Consider the following 18,571-nt stretch of genomic DNA (forward strand, 5'->3'; position numbering starts at 1 on the left):
GTTCAGCCGCCCATGCGCGATTCGAGCCGCGCGACGACGCGGGCGGGAACCGAGGATTGCGACAATTGATCGAGAATGCGGCGGCGCGCTTCCTCGGGCATTTGCAGATTGGCCTCGACGAAGGCCGTCAGCCGCGCGCGGCGCTCCTCGGTCAACTCAACCATATCGGGCTCCGCGCTTGCGGACGCTCCGGTTTCGCGCACCGCACGGACCTTGATCCCGGCGCCCAGAAGCGGTGTGCGCTGCGCCACGAGATCGCGGCCATCGAGACCATCGGCACGGATCAGAACGTCATCGCCCTGCCGGCGCACCAGATTGACGGGGATCGCTTCCAGCCGGTCGTCGGGACCAAGCGCAAGCACTTCATTTGCCGCATCGAGCGCGGAGGCCGGAACGCGCGCAACCTGTTCGAGCGGCGGCTCCTCGATCGTGACGGTCACGAAATCGCCGGGCCGAAACCCCCGCGCCGCGTCGAGCGATGCGAAGAGCAGTCGCCCGGTTTGCCCATCGCCCACCGCAGCCCCCGCGCGGCTGAGCGTGCCGGTCGCCGTGAGATCGGTGCCGAACACATCGAGCGTGGCCCTGATCTCTGCCGGGACGAGATCGCCCTCGGCATCCAGCAAGCGCGCGAATTGCTGGGTGGAGACACGGAACGCCACTTCCAGCGCGTCGGTGTCGATCAGCCGGCCAAGCCGTTCGTTCGGCGCGACAAGCCCGCCTTCGACAACCGAAACATCCGTGAGCGTGCCACTGAATCCGGCGGTCACGACGGTATCGTCCAGACGGCGCTGCGCTTCGTCTTTTGCGATCAGGGCGCGCGAAAGGCGCGTTTCGGCCTGATCGATCCGCGCCTCCGCCTGTGCCACTGCCTGGCGGCGTGACAGCACCGCCTGACGTGCCTGCGCGGCGGCCAGTTCGGCCACCTCGACCGTAGCCGCAGTGCCGACGCCGCGATCTTCCAGATCGCGCTGGCGCTGAAACGCACGGTCGCGCAGGGCCGCCTGATCTTCGGCGGCGACAAGCTCATCGCGCGCGAGGATCAGGGCGCGCTCGGCTTCGCGCTGTTCGGCCCGCGCATCGGCGATATCGCTCTCGACCCGTTGCAACACCGACTGGGCATCCGCGCGGTCGATACGGGCAAGCACCTGCTCCGCGGAAACCTGCCCTCCCTCGATGAAATCGGGGGCAAGTTCGACAATGCGGCCACCGGCGGCGGCGCGAATTTCCAGCGTGCGTGCGCTTTGCACCTCCCCGAAGGCGGTCAACTCGGGCGTGATCGTGCGAAACTCCACCGGGACGACATTCACCGCAAACACGCGTTCGCGCTGTTCGAAACGTCGCGGTTCTTGCGAAATTCGGTCCTGAACGGCGTCGCGCACGGTTATTGCGGCAAAGGCCAGCAGGCCGAGCGTCAGCGACAACAGGAAAAGCCCGGTCAGGCTACGGCGCAAGAAGCGCATTGGCGACCATCCTCACAAACAGACCTGACTGAACAAATAGGCAGATCCGAATATTTTCCAACAACTGTGCAACCGTAACACGGATGAGGGCGTTATTTCCGTCGCAAATGTTCGTCGAGACGCGGCAAAATCTCGACAAAATTACAGGGGCGATGCCGATAATCGAATTGTGCGCGCAAAATCTCGTCCCAGGCGTCCTTGCAGGCACCCGGACTGCCCGGCAGGGCGAAGAGATATGTGCCGTTGCGCACGCCGCCGGTTGCGCGGCTTTGCACGGCGCTCGTGCCGATCTTCTGAAACGAGATCACGGTGAACACGGTGCCGAATGCGTCGATCTCTTTCTCATACACATCGCGATGCGCCTCGACGGTCACATCGCGCCCGGTAAGGCCCGTGCCGCCGGTCGAGATGACGACGTCGATCTCCGGGTGATCGCACCAGGCGCGAAGCTGCGCGGCGATCTCGGCGCGCTCGTCGCGCAGGATCTTGCGGTCAGCCACGATATGCCCCGCCTCTTCGATCCGTCCAGCCAGCGTATCGCCTGAACGGTCCTGATCGGCCTGCCGGCTGTCGCTCACCGTCAGAACGGCGATGCGAATGGGCAGGAATTGCTTGCTGTCGTCGATACGGCTCATGTCTCAGGCTTTCGTGTTCAGGCGCGCTTGCAGGTCGAGCAAATCCGCCCAGGCCACGCGCTTGGCGGACGGGTTGCGAAGCAGGTAGGCGGGATGCAGCATCGGCAGAACGGGCTTTCCAAGCGCATCGTGCCACTGCCCCCGCAAACGGGTGATGCCGCGCTTGTCCAGAAGCGCCTGGCAGGAAAAGTTGCCCATCACGACGAGGATTTCCGGGTCCACGAGCGCGATATGTCTCTTGAGGAAGGGCAGCATCATCGCCATTTCCTCGGCCTTCGGATCGCGGTTCTGGGGCGGGCGCCACGGCAGGACGTTGGTGATGTAGACCGACTGCGCATCCTCGCGCTCGCGGCCCATGTCGATGGCGGCCAGCATCCTGTCGAGAAGCTGTCCGGCGCGCCCGACGAAAGGCTTGCCGATGCGGTCCTCCTCGCGGCCGGGCGATTCACCGACGATCATCACCCTCGCCTTCGGATTGCCGTCGCAGAACACCAGATTGCGTGCGCCCTTGCGCAGCTCGCAATGCGAATAAGCCGCCATCGCCGTGCGCAAGGCCTGAAGATCCGGCGCGTCTTGTGCCGCCGCTTCTGCTTCGGCGACCGGATCGGGCCCGGCCTCGGGCTGCACCGGAACGTCGGGAGCCGGCACCGCACCCGCAACCCCCGCCTTGGGTGGCGGCGGCACCTGTTCGAAGCGGTTGACCGGGATATCCGAGATCGTCTCGGTTACGCCCAGGTCAACCTGCCATTCCAGCGCCGCCCGCGCCGCGTGCCAATCCAGTTGCGAATCCATGCGCGGACCCTACCGCCAAGCCGCGCCGCACAAAAGCGCGCATCGCATCGCTCGTTTGCTTGCTGGCCCGCGGCGGCCCGCCTATAACCGGAAGGCTGACCGGCGAGGACGACGCATGACCTTCACGCAACGACATCTTCTGGGGATCGAACAGCTGCGCCCGGACGAGATAACCGTGCTGCTCGACCTGTCGGACAAATATGCCGATCGCAACCGAAGCCGGGCGACCAGCACGGATGTTCTGGCCGGCATGACACAGATCAACATGTTCTTCGAGAACTCCACCCGGACGCAGGCGAGCTTCGAACTGGCGGGCAAGCGGCTGGGCGCGGATGTGATGAGCATGGCGATGCAGGCCTCGTCGGTGAAAAAGGGCGAAACGCTGGTCGATACCGCGATGACGCTGAACGCGATGCGGCCCGATCTTCTGGTGGTGCGCCACCCCCATTCCGGCGCGGTCGATCTGCTGAGCCAGAAGGTCGATTGCGCGGTGCTGAACGCAGGCGACGGGCGGCACGAACACCCGACACAGGCGCTTCTGGATGCGCTGACGATCCGGCGCGCCAAGGGGCGGCTACATCGCCTCTCCATCGCCATTTGCGGCGATATCGCCCATAGCCGGGTGGCACGCTCCAACATCATGCTGCTGGGCAAGATGGAAAACCGCGTGCGGCTGATCGGCCCGCCGACGCTGATGCCCGCCGGGATCGCCGAATTCGGCGTCGAGGTGTTCGAGGATATGCGCGAGGGGCTGCGCGATGTGGACGTGGTGATGATGCTGCGGCTTCAGAAGGAGCGGATGGATGGCGGTTTCATCCCGTCGGAACGGGAATATTACCATCGTTACGGGCTCGATGCCGAAAAGCTGACCCATGCGAAGGAAGACGCCATCGTCATGCATCCCGGTCCGATGAATCGCGGGGTGGAGATCGATGGCACGCTGGCCGACGATATCAACCGTTCCGTCATTCAGGAACAGGTGGAAATGGGCGTTGCCGTCCGCATGGCCGCGATGGACCTGCTGGCGCGATCGCTGCGCGAGCGGCGCAGTGCAATGGACAAGGGAGTGATGGCATGAGCACGCCGATGACGATCAAGAGCAGCGAACGGGGTGTGATCCGGGTCTTTCACATCGATCTGCCCCGCGACGCGGTGGATCGGTTCACCCATCAGGCCGGCACCGGAGAATGGCCCGTGCAATACGCGCTCGGGGCCAAATCGCTGCGCGAGAGTTTTGTCGAGGTCGTCGATATCCGCGATCTGGGGGAAATGACGCTTTCGCAATATCTGGCGCAGGCCCATGACGTGAGCGGCGCGGATTTCGAGGCGATGCGCGCGCAACTCGATGCGCTCAAGGGTCACGTCCTGATCCTGCCGTCGCAGGCCTTCGATCAGACCGAACAGGAACTCAACATTTCCGCACCGCTGCGCTGGATCGGCACGTTCAACGAACCCAGCCCCTCCCCGCGCGGCGCGCCGGTGCGCAGTGAAGCCGCGAAAGGCATCGGCGGCGGCGCGAAGGCGCCGGAGCAGAAACAAGGCTCGGCGCTCTGGATCCTCGTTCTGGGTCTGCTTTTCCTTCTGGTCATCGGCATCCTCGTCGCGCGTTTCGTCGTGAACTGACGCCGAGCGAACACCGATGATCGAATTCCGCCCCGACAGGACGACCTATATCCGCGCCCATGCGGTGATGACGGCCATCGCGATGGGCGGTGCGATGCTCGTTCTGTGGCTGCTGGGCAATCCGCATGTCTGGACCGGCGCTGTCGCAGGCTTTGCCGCGGTGGTTATGCGCGGCTGGTATATGGCGTCCGAAGTTCTGGACGAAGTGTGGACGCTCGAGGGACAGAGCCTGAACGGGCCTTACCAGCGCCATACGACGCTCGGAAACATCAAGGCGCTGCGCAGCCTTGCCGGTTCTGTCCAGATCGTGACGTCGACCGGGGACAAACATCTCATCAAGTATCAGGAAGACCCGCAGGCGGTGATCGACACGATCAACAAAGCCCGCGCGCGGACGGAGCAGACCGCATGACGACGCTAATCACCAATGCCCGGCTGATCGATCCCGAAGCGGGGCGCGTGTTTCCCGGTTCGGTTCTTCTGCGCAACGGGGTGATCGCGGAAGTGTTCGATACGCCCGACCCGGCGATCGGCACCGATCACGTCCCGCAGGACGCGCGGATCGACGCCGGGGGCAAATGCCTCGCCCCTGGGATCGTCGATATCGGCGTGAAGATTTGCGAGCCGGGCGAGCGACACAAGGAAAGCTACGGCTCAGCCGGTCAGGCGGCCGCCGCAGGCGGCGTGACCACCATCGTCACCCGGCCCGATACGCGCCCCGCGATCGACACGCCCGAAGTTCTCGAGTTCATCCGCCGCCGCGCGAACGAGGCGGCGCCTGTGAACGTGTTGCCTATGGCCGCTCTCACAAAGGGACGCGAGGGGCGCGAGATGACGGAGATCGGGTTCCTGATGGATGCCGGTGCTGTTGCCTTCACCGATTGCGACCGCGTCGTGCGCGACACGAAGGTTCTGAGCCGCGCCATGACCTATGCCCGCGCCCTCGGCGCGCTCATCGTCGGCCACCCGCAGGATCCGGCCCTGTCGACCGGCGCCGCGACGACATCGGGCAAGTTCGCATCGCTCAGAGGGCTGCCCGCGGTCTCTCCCATGGCCGAGCGCATGGGGCTCGACCGCGATATCGCGCTCGTGGAGATGACCGGCGTGCGCTATCACGCCGACCAGATCACCACCGCCCGCGCCCTGCCACCGCTCGAACGGGCCAAGCGCAACGGGTTCGACGTGACGGCGGGCATTTCGATGCACCATCTCACGCTCAACGAATTCGACATTGCCGACTATCGCACTTTCTTCAAGGTCAAGCCGCCCCTGCGTGCCGAAGATGACCGCCAGGCGGTCGTGGAAGCCGTGCGGACCGGGCTGATCGACGTGATCGGATCGTTCCACACGCCGCAGGACGAGGAAAGCAAGCGCCTCCCGTTCGAGGAAGCCGCCAGCGGCGCTGTCGGGCTGGAGACGATGCTGCCCGTGCTGCTGCGGCTCTACCATTCCGGCGATCTCGATTTGCCGACGTTGTTCCGCGCCCTGTCCCTCAATCCGGCGCGACGTCTCGGACTGGACTGCGGACGGCTGGCGAAGAGCGCGCCGGCCGATCTGGTGCTATTCGATCCCGACAAGCCCGTCATCCTCGACCGGTTCCAGCTGCGCTCGAAGTCCAAGAACACACCCTTTGACGGGGCGCGCCTGCAGGGTAAGGTTGTGCAGACCTTCGTCAACGGAACCTCTGTCTACCGGAGCGCCTGATGCCAGAGATCGATACGAGCCTCGCCGCGCTGGGCCTCTGGGCCGTGATCGGCTACCTGCTGGGCTCCATCCCCTTCGGCCTGCTTCTGACGCGTGCGATGGGCCTCGGAAATCTGCGCGCGATCGGATCGGGTAATATCGGCGCAACCAATGTGCTGCGGACCGGCAACAAAACGGCGGCCGCCGGAACACTGCTTCTCGATGGCGGCAAAGGGGTCGTCGCGGTTCTGCTCGCTCGGATGTCGGCCGGCGAGTCGGCTGCCCAGATCGCCGCGCTTGCGGCGTTCCTGGGACATTGCTACCCCGTCTGGCTCGGCTTCAAGGGCGGCAAGGGCGTCGCCACTTTCCTCGGCCTCATGCTCGCGCTGTCGTTCCCGGTCGGGCTGCTGTCCTGCGCGACTTGGCTGGCGGCAGCGGCGATCAGCCGGATTTCCAGCCTTTCCGCGCTCGTCGCCGCCTCATGGTCGCTGCTGTGGTGCATCCTGCTTGGTAAAGGCGGAATCTTCGCGCTGACGCTGGTGCTCGTCGCGCTCATCATGTGGCGCCACCGCGCCAATATCGCACGGCTGCGCGCCGGCATCGAGCCGCGAATCGGCGGCTCGAACGCCTGACCGCAAGGCGGGACGGCTATTCGAAAAGCCGCCCCCTACGCCGGGCAAAACGCTCTATTCCGCCGCGTCGCGTTTTGGTAGAACCCAATCCGGGCGCGGGAAATGGCAGGTATAGCCATTGGGAAACCGCTCCAGATAATCCTGATGCTCCGGCTCCGCTTCCCAGAAATCCCCGACCGGTTCGACTTCGGTGACGACCTTGCCCGGCCAGACGCCCGAAGCATTCACGTCGGCGATCGTATCCTCGGCGACGGCCTTTTGCGCATCGTCGACATAATAGATCGCAGACCGATAGCTCATCCCGCGATCATTGCCTTGCCGGTTGAGCGTGGTTGGATCGTGGATCTGAAAGAAGAACTCGAGCAGATTGCGATAGGAGATCACCTCCGGATCGAAGATGATCTCGATCCCTTCGGCATGTGTGCCGTGATTGCGATAGGTCGCGTTCTCCACATCGCCGCCGGTATAGCCGACGCGAGTTTTTTCGACCCCCGGTAACTTGCGGATCAAATCCTGCATTCCCCAGAAACATCCCCCCGCCAGAACAGCGCGTTCACTCATGCCACATCCTCCACCTGATCGAGATAGTCGCCATAGCCTTCGGCCTCCATGTCATCGCGGTGTATGAACCGAAGGCTGGCCGAATTGATGCAATACCGCAAACCGCCGCGATCCTGCGGCCCATCGGGGAACACATGGCCAAGATGGCTGTCCCCATGCGCGGAGCGCACCTCGGTGCGGATCATCCCATGCGTCGTATCGCGCAACTCGTTCACATGCGCCGGCTCGATGGGTTTGGTGAAGCTCGGCCAGCCGCAGCCCGACTCGAACTTGTCCGCGCTGGCGAATAGCGGCTCGCCGCTGACGATATCGACATAGATGCCCGGCTCCTTGTTGTCGAGATAGGCACCGGTGCCGGGCCGCTCCGTGCCGTTTTCCTGCGTGACGCGATATTGCTCGGGCGTCAGGCTCCGGATCGCCGCGTCGGTCTTTTCATACTTCGCCATGACTCATCTCCCTTTCGGAACTGCCCTATAGATGGGGCCGCCCGAACGAATGAAAAGCCGTATTACACCGGCTCATCTCTTCGTGAGCCTGCGCACCGCCCAGCGCGCCGCGTCCGCAACCGCGGGGTCAGGATCGTCGGCCAGACCCCGCGCTACCTGCCTGAGCGGCGCCGCGCCGGAATTTCCTATCGCATAGAGCACGTTGCGCACAAACCGGTTGCGGCCGATCCGCTTGATCGGAGAGCCGGAGAAGCGTGCGCGGAACGCGGCATCGTCCAGCTTTGCCAATTCCGCGAGATCCGGCGCGAGAAGATCCTCTCGCGCATGATATCGCACCTCCGCCGCGCGGCTTGCGAACTTGTTCCAGGGGCATGCTGCAAGACAATCGTCGCATCCGTAGATCCGGTTGCCCAGCATCGGGCGCAAGGTCTCGTCAATCGGTCCGTGATGCTCGATCGTCAGGTAGGAAATGCAGCGCCGCGCATCCAGCTTGTAGGGCGCCGGAAAGGCGTTGGTCGGGCAAACATCCAGGCAAGCCCGGCACGAGCCGCAATGATCGACCTCCGGCGCATCGGGTTCAAGGTCGAGCGTGGTGAACACCGATCCGATGAAGAACCACGATCCCAACTGTCTCGATACCAGATTGGTGTGCTTGCCCTGCCATCCCAATCCCGCGACCTGCCCAAGCGCCTTTTCCGGCACCGGCGCGGTATCGACGAACACCTTGAGCTCGCCCCCCGCCTCCGCAATCAGCCAGCGCGCCAGCCGCTTGAGCCGTTTCTTGACGATATCATGGTAATCGCGGTTCTGCGCATAGACCGAGATTGCCGCCTTGTCGCCCTGGTCGAGAATGTCGCGCGGATCGTGATCGGGCCCGTAACTCTCCGCCAGCATGATGACGGACCGCGCCTCCGGCCACAGCACCTGCGGCGCTCCGCGCCAGTGGCTACGCTCTTCCATCCATGCCATCTGCCCGTGATATCCGGCATCGAGATAGGCCTTCAGCCGCGCTGGCACATCCGGCACGTCCCACGGCCGGCAGACACGGCAAAGAGAAAACCCTTCCGCCAAAGCCTGCTCATGCACACGCCGCTTCAAATCCATCGCGGGGGTCTCTTTCTTCTCGTTCGAAATACTCCGGGGGTGTGGGGGCTGGCCCCCACGCCGTCCTCGGGATCAGAAATCGAGATCGGCATAATGTGGCGGCTGCGGGAAGCCCGGAACCTGATCCGCGAGGATCGACCGAAAGGCGGGGCGCGACTTGATCTTGGCATACCAATCCTTGACCGCCTCGCTTCGGTTCCAGTCCACGTCCCGGATATAGTCCAGCGCCGACAAATGCGCAGCGGCGGCGAAATCGGCCAATGTCATCGTGTCGCCGGCCAGCCAGCGCCGGTGGTCGAGCAGCCAGGCCATGTAGTCGAGATGATACTTGATCGCCTTGGCACCCGCCTTGACATTGCCGCTGTCGGGAAAGCCCTGCTTGGTGACTTTCTTGTTCACCCGCTCATAAAGCAGTTTCGACGTCACCTCGTGATGGAACTTGTCATCGAACCAGCCGACCAGCCGACGCACCTCATAACGCGCATCGGCGGAGCGCGGCATGAGTGCGGGCTCGGGGTATTTCTCTTCTAGATATTCGCAGATCGCGGCGCTTTCGGACATTGTGCGGCCGTCTATCTTGAGCACCGGCACCTTGGCGGCGGGGTTGCGACGCAGGAAATCGGGATCCTTTTCCCAATACCGCTCCTCGATCAATTCACATTCGATCTTCTTTTCGGCCAGACTCAGCCGCACCTTGCGGCAGAAAGGGGAAAGCGGAACGTGATAGAGTTTGGCCATGCCGGGCAAGTCCTGATGGGAGTCGAAAATCGTGACGGAACCCCACCTACTTGCAGCGAAGCGGCACGCAGTTCAATGGCCCCGCGCCGGATAACGGCCTTGCGCGCGGTTTTCATCTCACGGCAGATTTCTGTCAGCGCGGGCTATCCCTGGAAACAGCTTGCCCTGCCATCCGCCCGGATCGTTTCGGCCCCCGCACGGATCGAGCCGGCGCGGCGTTTGACAAAATGGCTGGGATTCGACGCCGAACGCTTTTTCGGTGAGGGCAGGATGGCGGCGAGGCGCGCCGCCTGCGTGGCCGTCAGATCGCGCGCATCGACACCGAAGTAATGGCGCGCCGCAGCCTGCACGCCGAACACGCCCTCGTCGAACTCAGCCACGTTGAGATAGACCTCAAGGATACGCCGCTTGGACCACATCGCCTCCACCAGCGGGGTCAGCCCCGCCTCCAGCGCCTTGCGCAGCCATGACCTGTCCTGCCAGAGAAAGACGTTCTTCACCACCTGCTGTGTGATGGTGGAGGCACCGCGCGCGCCGCCCGCTTCGATCGCCGCCTGAATCGCCTCGACATCGAAGCCCCAATGCATACAGAAATTGGCATCCTCTGCCGCGACAGCCGAACGCATCATCACCGGCGCGATCCGGTCCGCCGGCACCCATTCCTGCGCCGCCGGTTTCCCGATCCGCCGCCCTTCGGTCCAGATCGTATGCGTTGTGGGCGGGTTCACCACGCCGAACATTGCAACCGCGAGAATAGCCAGCACCGCCGCGGCGATCACCGCTCGAAGCCCCCAGCGTATCAGCCAGCGATACGGCGCGAGAATACGGTCCACGAGCGACGGAGCTGCGGCCTTTCGCTTGCGGGATCGCCTTGGCTTGTCGAGCCTCGGTTCCTGCGGTTCGGTTTGTTGTGATCTGCCACCTGCCATCGCAGGCACTCTAGGCGCTGGCATCGTCCAAGAAAACATCCATCACATCTGCAATTGCTCCGTATTGGGAAAACTCGGCCCTGAAATGGCCCATCGATGGCGAGAGCGTGCAATCGAACCGTTTACAAAAGCTTGCGAGTCGCGCCCATTGGGCGAATGATCCTGATTTTATATCTTGCTTTTTATCTGTTCGGCCTCGCCATGGGCCGCGCGCTCAATTTGCCCCGCCAGGCGTTCGTCATCGGCTCCGGCATATCGGCGGCCGGGTTGAGCGCCGGGCTCACGCTTTGGCTGCTGGCGCGCACGGCGTTGATCGAACCATGGCTGGCCATCGCAATGATCGGGACGATCGCGCTTCCGGCGCTGATGATCGGCCTCGGGCTTCTGGCGGGATGGCTGATGCGTCGAAGCGCGGGAAAATGGCGCGCCCGATTTGCAGCAGCCATCCTTCCGCTTGGAATGCTTGCCCTGCTGATCTGGCGCTAGAGCCCTGCCGTTTCACGATAGAGCGCGGCAACCGGATCTCCATCCAGGGCGACATCCGCAAAGCTCACCATCTCGCCCGCCGGCAGGTCGCGGGTCAGCTCGATCCCCTGCGCAAGCCCGATGGGCAGCGCGTCGCCCGCGCTGCTGAGCGGCAGGGCCTTTCCGTAAACGGTATAGCCGCCCTCGCCATCCAGCCTGTCGCCGCGCTTGAGATCCCGCTTCGCAACGGAGGCAACCGTGCCGCGCATTTCGCGCGCCTGCCCGGTCGGCTCACGGCGCAGCGCGGCACTCAGAACCGAGATGGAGAGCTCCAACCCGATAAGGTGGAACGGCTTATACATCGACGCGAAACGCCCGGTCGAATCGGTCGGCAGCCCGTACTGGCGGAAACAAGCGGCGGCGTAATCGTTCGGCGCTTCGAGAACGACATAAACGCCCCAGCGCAGGTCGCGGAACACCGGCCTGCCATCGCGTTCCAGAGACGAGACGGTCTCGACCATGCCGCTTCCGTCAAGCTGGCCCCCGATAGTTCGCGGGCGCAGGACATGCGCAAGATCGTCCACACCGCATGGCGGAAAACCGAGCCCGGCCGCCGGCACGTCCAACCCGCAGGCATTGGCGATCGCCACCATCTCAATCGCGCTCTTGGTGCCGTCGAGGAACGAATTGAACATCTGCGGATTCATACCCGCTGCCTTCGCCTCCTGCGCTGTCAGCCCGTAATGGGACCACACGTCATCGGGTGTGACACGGTGATAGGACGGCAGGTATTTGGTGCCCTTGCCAGCCGCCGCCACCTTGAACCCCGTCGCGCGGGCCCAATCGACCATTTCGGCCACCAGCGCAGGCTGATCGCCATAGGCCATGGAATAGACAACACCGGCAGACCGCGCCTGTGCGGCAAGGGTGGGGCCGACAAGCGCATCCGCTTCGACATTCACCATGACGACATGCTTGCCCGCCGCAATCGCGGCGCGCGCATGGGCGATCCCGGCGCGCGGATGGCCGGTGGCCTCGATCACCACATCGACATCACCCCGCGCAGCCAATTCCGATCCGTCCTCTACAAAAACGACGGAGGCGATCCGGTCCTCATCCCAGCCTACGGCCCGGCACGCCGTCTGCGCACGCCCGATATCAAGATCCGCAATCGCCGTCACCTTCAGCCCGGCGATCGTCGGCACTTGGCTGAGGAACATCGATCCGAACTTTCCCGCTCCGATCAATCCGGCCCGCACCGGCGCGCCGCGTTCCTTGGCCTCTGCCGCCAATCTTGCCAGGTTCATCGCGTGTCCTTTCCTTGCCCATTGCCGCGGCAGTAAGGCTGTGATGATCGAGCAAGTCCAGAGGGACACATGAAAAAGCCCGGCGTGGGCCGGGCTTTTCGAAAGGGTCTGCGTTACTCCGCCGGAACGGCCCTGTCCTCTACCGTGAGCGGATGCGCGATCTTGTCCAGCATTTCCTTTGGACAGACCTGAATGAAATTGCCCAGTTCCAGATCCCAGTTCTGCAGGATGTCCTGTGCTTTGCTGCTGCCGGTTTCCGCTTCGTGCCGGGCGATCAGGTCTTTCAGCTGGGCCTCCCAATGCGGCACGGTGACGGGGCAGGTCACGAGGCTTTCGAGGTTCATCAGCAGCGCCGCCGTGCCACGCGGATCGTAGAGATAGGCCATCCCGCCGGTCATGCCCGCACCGAAATTGGCGCCGATCTCGCCCAGGATCACGGCAACTCCGCCGGTCATGTATTCACACCCGTTCGACCCGCACCCTTCGACGACGACCTTCGCACCCGAGTTGCGCACGGCGAAGCGCTCGCCTGCCCGCCCGGCGGCGAAGAGGTAGCCATCGGTCGCGCCATAAAGCACGGTGTTGCCGATAATGGTGTTCTCCGACGCCTGCAAAGGCGACATCATCGGCGGCCGCACCACGATGGTGCCGCCCGACAGCCCCTTGCCGACATAGTCGTTGGCATCGCCCGACACTTCGAGCTTCAGCCCCGGCGCGGCGAATGCACCGAGCGATTGGCCCGCCGAGCCGGTCAGCTTGACCGTTAGGTGATCGGGCTGCAGCGCGTTGCGCATCCCGAACCGCTTGACGATATGGCTGGAGATGCGCGTGCCGACGGTGCGATGCGTGTTCTGGATCGCGTAAGACAGCTGCATCTTCTCACCCTCCTCAAGGAACCGCGCCGCATCGCGCACGATTTCCGCATCCAGCGTGTCCAGCACCGCGTTGCGCGGGCGGTCCCTGTCATAGACGATGTCGTCCGACCCATCGACACGGATCAGGAGCGGGTTCAGATCAAGATCGTCAAGGTGATCGGACCCGCGACTGACCTGGCTGAGCAGATCGGCACGGCCGACAACGTCTTCGAGCGACCGCGCGCCGATGGAGGCGAGGATCTCGCGGACTTCCTGCGCGTAAAACGTGATGAGGTTCACCACCTTGTCCGCGGTGCCGGTAAATTTCGCGCGCAGGTCTTCGTCCTGCGTGCAGACGCCGACCGGACAGGTGTTGGACTGGCACTGGCGCACCATGATGCAGCCCATCGCAATCAGCGCGGCGGTTCCAATGCCGTATTCCTCGGCCCCCAGCATCGCGGCGATGACGATGTCGCGCCCGGTGCGCAGGCCGCCATCGGTGCGCAACGTCACGCGGTCGCGCAGCTTGTTCATCGAAAGGACCTGGTGCGCCTCGGTAAGGCCCATTTCCCAGGGCAGGCCGGCATGCTTGATCGAGGTCGCGGGCGAGGCACCTGTGCCGCCGTTATGGCCCGAAATCAGGATCACATCCGCTTTGGCCTTGGCTACGCCGGCGGCAATCGTGCCGACACCGCTTGAAGCCACCAGCTTGACCGTCACCTTCGCGCGCGGGTTGATCTGTTTCAGATCATAGATCAGCTGCGCCAGATCCTCGATCGAATAGATGTCGTGATGCGGCGGCGGAGAAATCAGCGTCACGCCCTTGGTCGAATGACGCAGGCGGGCGATCAGGTCCGTCACCTTCATCCCCGGAAGCTGGCCACCCTCGCCCGGCTTGGCGCCTTGCGCGACCTTGATTTCAAGCTCTTCGCACTGGTTCAGGTATTCCGCCGTCACTCCGAAGCGACCCGACGCCACCTGCTTGATCTTCGCCGACGGGTTGTCGCCATTCGGCTCGGGAACGAAATGCGCCGGGTCCTCGCCGCCTTCGCCGCTGTCGGATTTGGCCCCGATCCGGTTCATCGCCACGTTCAGCGTCTTGTGCGCCTCGGGCGACAGCGCACCAAGGCTCATGCCGGGCGTGACGAACCGTTTGCGAATGGAGGTAATGCTCTCGACTTCTTCGAGCGGCACGGGCTGGCCCATCGGCTTGATCGCCAGAAGATCGCGCAGATGGATCGGCGGGTTCGCTTGCATCGCCTTGGAATAGGTCTGCCACAGCTCGTAGGACGCTTTGTTGCAAGCCATCTGCATCAGGTGCATCACCTGCGCGCCCCAGGCATGCGTCTCGCCCGACTTGCGGGCCTTGTAGAACCCGCCGATGGGCAGAATGTCCTGCCCGCTTCGGAAGCCGAGCGCGTGAACGTCCTCTGCCTTGCGTTGCAGGCCATTCAGTCCGATGCCAGAGATCCGCGACAGGATGCCGGGGAAATACTCGGCGCACATCGCGCGGCTGAGGCCGACCGCTTCGAAATTCAGCCCTCCGCGGTAGGAGGAGATGACCGAAATGCCCATCTTGGACATGATCTTGAGCAAACCCTGATCGATGGCCTCGCGATATTTCGCAACCGCTTCGGTCAGGCTCATGTCGAGCAAACCGCGCTCGATACGGTCGGCCAGCGAATCCTCGGCGAGATAGGCGTTGACCACCGTGGCGCCCGCGCCGATCAGAACGGCGAAGTAATGCGGATCGATGCACTCGGCCGACCGCACGTTAAGCGAACAGAAGGTCCGCAGCCCCCGACGCGTCAGGTGGCTATGCACCGCGCTCGTGGCGAGGATCATCGGAATCGCCACCTTGTCAGGCCCGCAATGCTCGTCCGTCAGGATGATATGCCCCGCGCCCGAGCGCACGGCATCTTCCGCTTCGGACCGTATCCTTTCCAGAGCGGCCTGAAGTGCGCCCTGATCGCCGCCGGCGGGGAATGTGCAGTCGATCTCTCCCAGCGAACGATGGAACTGCGCGATCAGGGCGCGAAACTGCGCATTGCCGACAAACGGGCTGTCGAGCACGATGATCTCCGTTTGCGCGCTGCTCTCGTCGAGCACGTTGTTGAGGTTGCCGAACCGGGTCTTGAGACTCATCACCCGGTATTCGCGCAGGCTGTCGATAGGCGGGTTCGTCACCTGGCTGAAGTTCTGCCGGAAGTAATGCGACAGAGGGCGGTATGTCCGCGACAGCACCGCCGAAGGCGTATCGTCACCCATCGAGGCCAGCGCTTCCTTGCCATCCTCGGCCATCGGGGCGAGCACCTGTTCCAGCTCCTCGATGGTGAAGCCTGCCGCGATCTGGCGGCGGCGCAGATCGGCGCCCGAGAAATCGGCAGCCTCGGCAACCTCTGCCAGCTTGCTGTCCAACTCGCTGATCTTGCCGACCCATTCGCCGAACGGGCGGCTCGCGGCGAGCTTGTCCTTGATCTCCGCGTCGCGATAAAGCGCGCCCTCTTCCATATCGACGGCCAGCATCTGCCCCGGACCAAGCGCACCCTTCTCACGCACCGTCGATTCGTCGATCGGCACCATGCCCGCCTCGGACCCGGCGATCAGCATCCCGTCGCCCGTCACCACATAGCGCATCGGGCGTAATCCGTTCCGGTCCAGCCCGGCGCAAACCCAACGGCCATCGGTCATCGCCAGCGCGGCGGGGCCGTCCCACGGCTCCATCACCGAGTTGCAATAGGAATACATGTCCCGCCACGACTGCGGCAACTCCACCGCCTGCTTGGACCAGGATTCCGGCACCAGCATCGTCTTGGCCATCGGCGCATTCCGGCCCGCTCGCACCAGCACTTCAAACACCGCGTCGAGCGCCGCTGAATCCGACGCACCGTGGGCGATGATCGGTTTGATATCCTCGGCCATGTCTCCGAAGGCGCTGGAGGCCATGCGGATCTCGTGGCTCTTCATCCAGTTGATATTGCCCTTGAGCGTGTTGATCTCGCCGTTATGGGCGAGCATCCGGAAGGGCTGCGCCAGCCACCATTGCGGGAATGTATTGGTCGAATAGCGCTGGTGATAGATCGCAAAGGCGCTCTCGAACCGTTCGTCCTGAAGGTCGGGATAGAACTCGGCCACCTGCTCGGCCAGCATCATGCCCTTGTAGATGATCGACCGGCAGGACAGCGACGCGATGTAAAGCCCGCCATTGCCCGTGACACCTGCAGCGGCCGCCGCCTTCTCTATCCGGCGGCGAATGACGTAAAGCTCGCGCTCGAAGGTTTCCTCGTCCACCCCCTTGGCATTGGAAATCAGGATCTGCTCGATTTCGGGCCGCGTCGCGTTGGCCTTCTCGCCAAGGCAGGAAATGTTGACCGGAACGTGCCTCCAGCCATAGATCGAATATCCCATGCGCAGAACCTCGGTTTCCACGATGGTTCGGCACACCTCCTGCCCGCCCAGATCGATGCGGGGCAGGAACACCTGGCCGACCGCGATCAACTCGTTCTGTCGCGGCGTATGGCCCGTGCGGGTGATCTGGTCATGGAAAAAGGACACGGGGATCTGAACATGGATACCGGCGCCATCGCCGGTCTTTCCATCGGCATCGACCGCGCCGCGATGCCAGATCGCCTTGAGCGCATCGATCCCGGCTTCGACCACCTTGCGTGACGGCTTGCCATCGAGGTTGACGACGAGACCGACACCGCATGACGAATGCTCATCCTCCTCGGAGTAAAGCCCGTTCCGAGCCATCCATTGACGCTTCGCCTCTTCGGCGCGCGCCCAGTCTGCATCATATCGTGTCATTCGATGTCCCTCCTCCGGGGCTCAGCGCCGCGAATGTCGCACGCGAGCGTCGTTGTCATTTCGTTATTCCGCTGCCACGGCGTCGGCGCCGTTCAGTTGCTGCAACACGGCTTCGGCGCAGTCGCGCCCATCACGGATCGCCCAGACGACGAGCGATGCGCCCCGCACGATATCACCCACCGCATAGACGCGCGGGAGCGCTGTCGCGCCGGTGGTGAATTCGGCCTTGATCGTGCCCCAGCGCGTCACTTCCAGCCCCGGCTCATCCCAGAGCGCGGGCAGCGCATCGGGCTCGAAACCCAGCGCCTTGATGACCAGATCGGCCTGCTCGACATAGTCGGACCCTTCGATCAACTCGGGCATCTGACGGCCGGTCGCATCCGGCGCGCCGAGGCGCATTCGCTGCACCAGAACGCCTTCCACCGGATCGCCGCTGAATCCCTTGGGCGCGGTGAGCCACTCGAACTGCACGCCTTCTTCCTCGGCATTCTGCACCTCGCGCTGTGAGCCCGGCATATTGGCACGGTCGCGGCGGTAGAGGCATTTCACACTCCTGGCACCCTGCCGGATCGCGGTGCGCACGCAATCCATCGCGGTATCACCGCCGCCGATCACGACGACCCGCTTGCTTTCGGCGTTCAGCGTGCCGTTCTCGAATTCCGGCACCGCGTCACCAAAGCTCTTGCGGTTCGACGCGGTAAGGTAATCGAGCGCCTTGACGATGCCTCGCGCCCCGGCACCCGGACCGCCCAGATCGCGCGATTTGTAAACGCCGGTAGCAATGATAACCGCATCGTGCTGCGCGCGCAGATCGGCAAAGGAAATATCCTCGCCGACAACGCAATTGAGCCGGAACGTCACGCCGCCCGCCTCCAATTGCTCATTACGGCGCATAACCACCGGCTTTTCCAGCTTGAAGCCCGGAATCCCGTAGGTCAGCAAACCGCCCGCGCGATCGTAGCGGTCATAGACCGTCACCTGCACGCCAGCCCGCCGCAGCACATCCGCAGCCGCCAAACCGCCCGGCCCGGCCCCAATGATCCCGACACTTTCGGACCGCTCCTGTGCCGGTGCGATCGGCTGAACCCAGCCTTCTTCCCATGCGTTGTCGGTGATGTATTTCTCGACCGCGCCAATGGTGACAGTGCCATGACCGGATTGTTCGATCACGCAATTGCCTTCGCAAAGCCGGTCTTGCGGGCAGATGCGGCCGCAGATCTCTGGAAAGGTGTTGGTCGCCTGGCTGATCTCATAGGCTTCCTGCAACCGCCCCTCGGCAGTCAGGCGCAGCCAGTCGGGAATGTTGTTGTGCAGCGGACAGTGCGACTGGCAATACGGCACGCCGCATTGTGAACAGCGGCTGGCCTGCTCCTTCGCCTTGGCATCGGCATATTCGGCGTAAATCTCGTGGAAATCCTCTCGCCGCGCCCCGGCATCACGCTTCTGCGGCATGTCCCGCCCGATTTTCACGAATTTCAACATCGGCTGATTGGCCATTGGCGTGGGTCTCCCTCCGGTCTGGTTCGGCTTCACTA

The 18,571-nt window shown here is 63.7% G+C and carries 17 protein-coding genes; 6 read left to right on the top strand and 11 right to left on the bottom strand.

Annotated elements, in window-relative coordinates:
* Positions 1–2: 2 nt before the first annotated feature.
* The 3 genes from M3465_RS04225 to M3465_RS04235 all read right to left on the bottom strand — a co-directional run bounded on the left by M3465_RS04225 (position 3) and on the right by M3465_RS04235 (position 2,887).
* Positions 3–1,460 (bottom strand): efflux RND transporter periplasmic adaptor subunit, encoded by a 1,458-nt coding sequence (locus M3465_RS04225; RefSeq protein ID WP_249500447.1) that lies wholly within the window; start codon positions 1,458–1,460, stop codon positions 3–5.
* Positions 1,461–1,552: 92 nt separating this feature from the next.
* Positions 1,553–2,095 (bottom strand): molybdenum cofactor biosynthesis protein B, encoded by a 543-nt coding sequence (gene moaB / locus M3465_RS04230; RefSeq protein WP_249500448.1) that lies wholly within the window; start codon positions 2,093–2,095, stop codon positions 1,553–1,555.
* 3 nt (positions 2,096–2,098) lie between these two features.
* Complete coding sequence (locus tag M3465_RS04235; protein WP_249500449.1) at positions 2,099–2,887, bottom strand: uracil-DNA glycosylase; 789 nt, start codon at positions 2,885–2,887, stop codon at positions 2,099–2,101.
* Between the two features lie 115 nt (positions 2,888–3,002).
* On the opposite strand from M3465_RS04235, the gene M3465_RS04240 reads away from it, so the two are divergent.
* The 5 genes from M3465_RS04240 to plsY are packed head-to-tail and all read left to right on the top strand — an operon-like array spanning position 3,003 to position 6,825.
* Positions 3,003–3,965: an aspartate carbamoyltransferase catalytic subunit gene (locus M3465_RS04240; protein WP_249500450.1), complete on the top strand. Its 963-nt coding sequence runs from the start codon at positions 3,003–3,005 to the stop codon at positions 3,963–3,965.
* Positions 3,962–4,510: an aspartate carbamoyltransferase catalytic subunit gene (locus M3465_RS04245; protein ID WP_249500451.1), complete on the top strand. Its 549-nt coding sequence runs from the start codon at positions 3,962–3,964 to the stop codon at positions 4,508–4,510. Before M3465_RS04240 ends, M3465_RS04245 begins: the two co-directional genes overlap by 4 nt.
* Before the next feature lie 16 nt (positions 4,511–4,526).
* Positions 4,527–4,922, top strand: a complete 396-nt coding sequence (locus M3465_RS04250; RefSeq protein WP_249500452.1) for a hypothetical protein — start codon at positions 4,527–4,529, stop codon at positions 4,920–4,922.
* Positions 4,919–6,214, top strand: coding sequence for a dihydroorotase (gene pyrC, locus M3465_RS04255; protein WP_249500453.1), 1,296 nt, complete (start codon positions 4,919–4,921; stop codon positions 6,212–6,214). Before M3465_RS04250 ends, pyrC begins: the two co-directional genes overlap by 4 nt.
* Positions 6,214–6,825: a glycerol-3-phosphate 1-O-acyltransferase PlsY gene (gene plsY / locus M3465_RS04260; RefSeq protein WP_249500454.1), complete on the top strand. Its 612-nt coding sequence runs from the start codon at positions 6,214–6,216 to the stop codon at positions 6,823–6,825. Before pyrC ends, plsY begins: the two co-directional genes overlap by 1 nt.
* 54 nt (positions 6,826–6,879) lie before the next feature.
* On the opposite strand, the gene msrA is transcribed toward plsY, so the two are convergent.
* The 5 genes from msrA to mtgA all read right to left on the bottom strand — a co-directional run bounded on the left by msrA (position 6,880) and on the right by mtgA (position 10,603).
* Positions 6,880–7,386, bottom strand: coding sequence for a peptide-methionine (S)-S-oxide reductase MsrA (msrA, locus tag M3465_RS04265; protein WP_249500455.1), 507 nt, complete (start codon positions 7,384–7,386; stop codon positions 6,880–6,882).
* Positions 7,383–7,832, bottom strand: a complete 450-nt coding sequence (gene msrB / locus M3465_RS04270) for a peptide-methionine (R)-S-oxide reductase MsrB (protein ID WP_249500456.1) — start codon at positions 7,830–7,832, stop codon at positions 7,383–7,385. The genes msrA and msrB overlap by 4 nt, the downstream gene beginning before the upstream one ends.
* Before the next feature lie 72 nt (positions 7,833–7,904).
* A complete protein-coding gene (gene queG / locus M3465_RS04275; protein WP_249500457.1) occupies positions 7,905–8,936 on the bottom strand; it encodes a tRNA epoxyqueuosine(34) reductase QueG in 1,032 nt (343 codons plus the stop codon).
* A 72-nt stretch (positions 8,937–9,008) separates the two neighbouring features.
* Positions 9,009–9,674, bottom strand: a complete 666-nt coding sequence (fzlA, locus tag M3465_RS04280; RefSeq protein WP_249500458.1) for an FtsZ-binding protein FzlA — start codon at positions 9,672–9,674, stop codon at positions 9,009–9,011.
* A 143-nt stretch (positions 9,675–9,817) separates the two neighbouring features.
* The gene (gene mtgA / locus M3465_RS04285) at positions 9,818–10,603 is read right to left on the bottom strand and encodes a monofunctional biosynthetic peptidoglycan transglycosylase (RefSeq protein ID WP_283254901.1); all 786 of its coding nucleotides are present in this window, start codon (positions 10,601–10,603) and stop codon (positions 9,818–9,820) included.
* Positions 10,604–10,759: 156 nt separating this feature from the next.
* Between mtgA and M3465_RS04290 the strand changes: the two genes are divergently transcribed.
* On the top strand, positions 10,760–11,089 hold the full coding sequence (locus M3465_RS04290) for a hypothetical protein (RefSeq protein WP_249500459.1): 330 nt from the start codon (positions 10,760–10,762) through the stop codon (positions 11,087–11,089).
* Here the strand turns inward: M3465_RS04290 and M3465_RS04295 are convergent.
* The 3 genes from M3465_RS04295 to M3465_RS04305 all read right to left on the bottom strand — a co-directional run bounded on the left by M3465_RS04295 (position 11,086) and on the right by M3465_RS04305 (position 18,533).
* A complete protein-coding gene (locus tag M3465_RS04295) occupies positions 11,086–12,375 on the bottom strand; it encodes an NAD(P)H-dependent oxidoreductase (RefSeq protein ID WP_249500460.1) in 1,290 nt (429 codons plus the stop codon). The genes M3465_RS04290 and M3465_RS04295 overlap by 4 nt on opposite strands.
* Positions 12,376–12,488: 113 nt before the next feature.
* Complete coding sequence (gltB, locus tag M3465_RS04300) at positions 12,489–17,036, bottom strand: glutamate synthase large subunit (RefSeq protein ID WP_249500461.1); 4,548 nt, start codon at positions 17,034–17,036, stop codon at positions 12,489–12,491.
* Between the two features lie 63 nt (positions 17,037–17,099).
* Positions 17,100–18,533, bottom strand: coding sequence for an NAD(P)-dependent oxidoreductase (locus M3465_RS04305; RefSeq protein ID WP_249500462.1), 1,434 nt, complete (start codon positions 18,531–18,533; stop codon positions 17,100–17,102).
* Positions 18,534–18,571: the final 38 nt, after the last annotated feature.

Source organism: Marivita sp. GX14005, assembly GCF_023370775.1.
Taxonomy (GTDB): Bacteria; Pseudomonadota; Alphaproteobacteria; order Rhodobacterales; family Rhodobacteraceae; genus Marivita.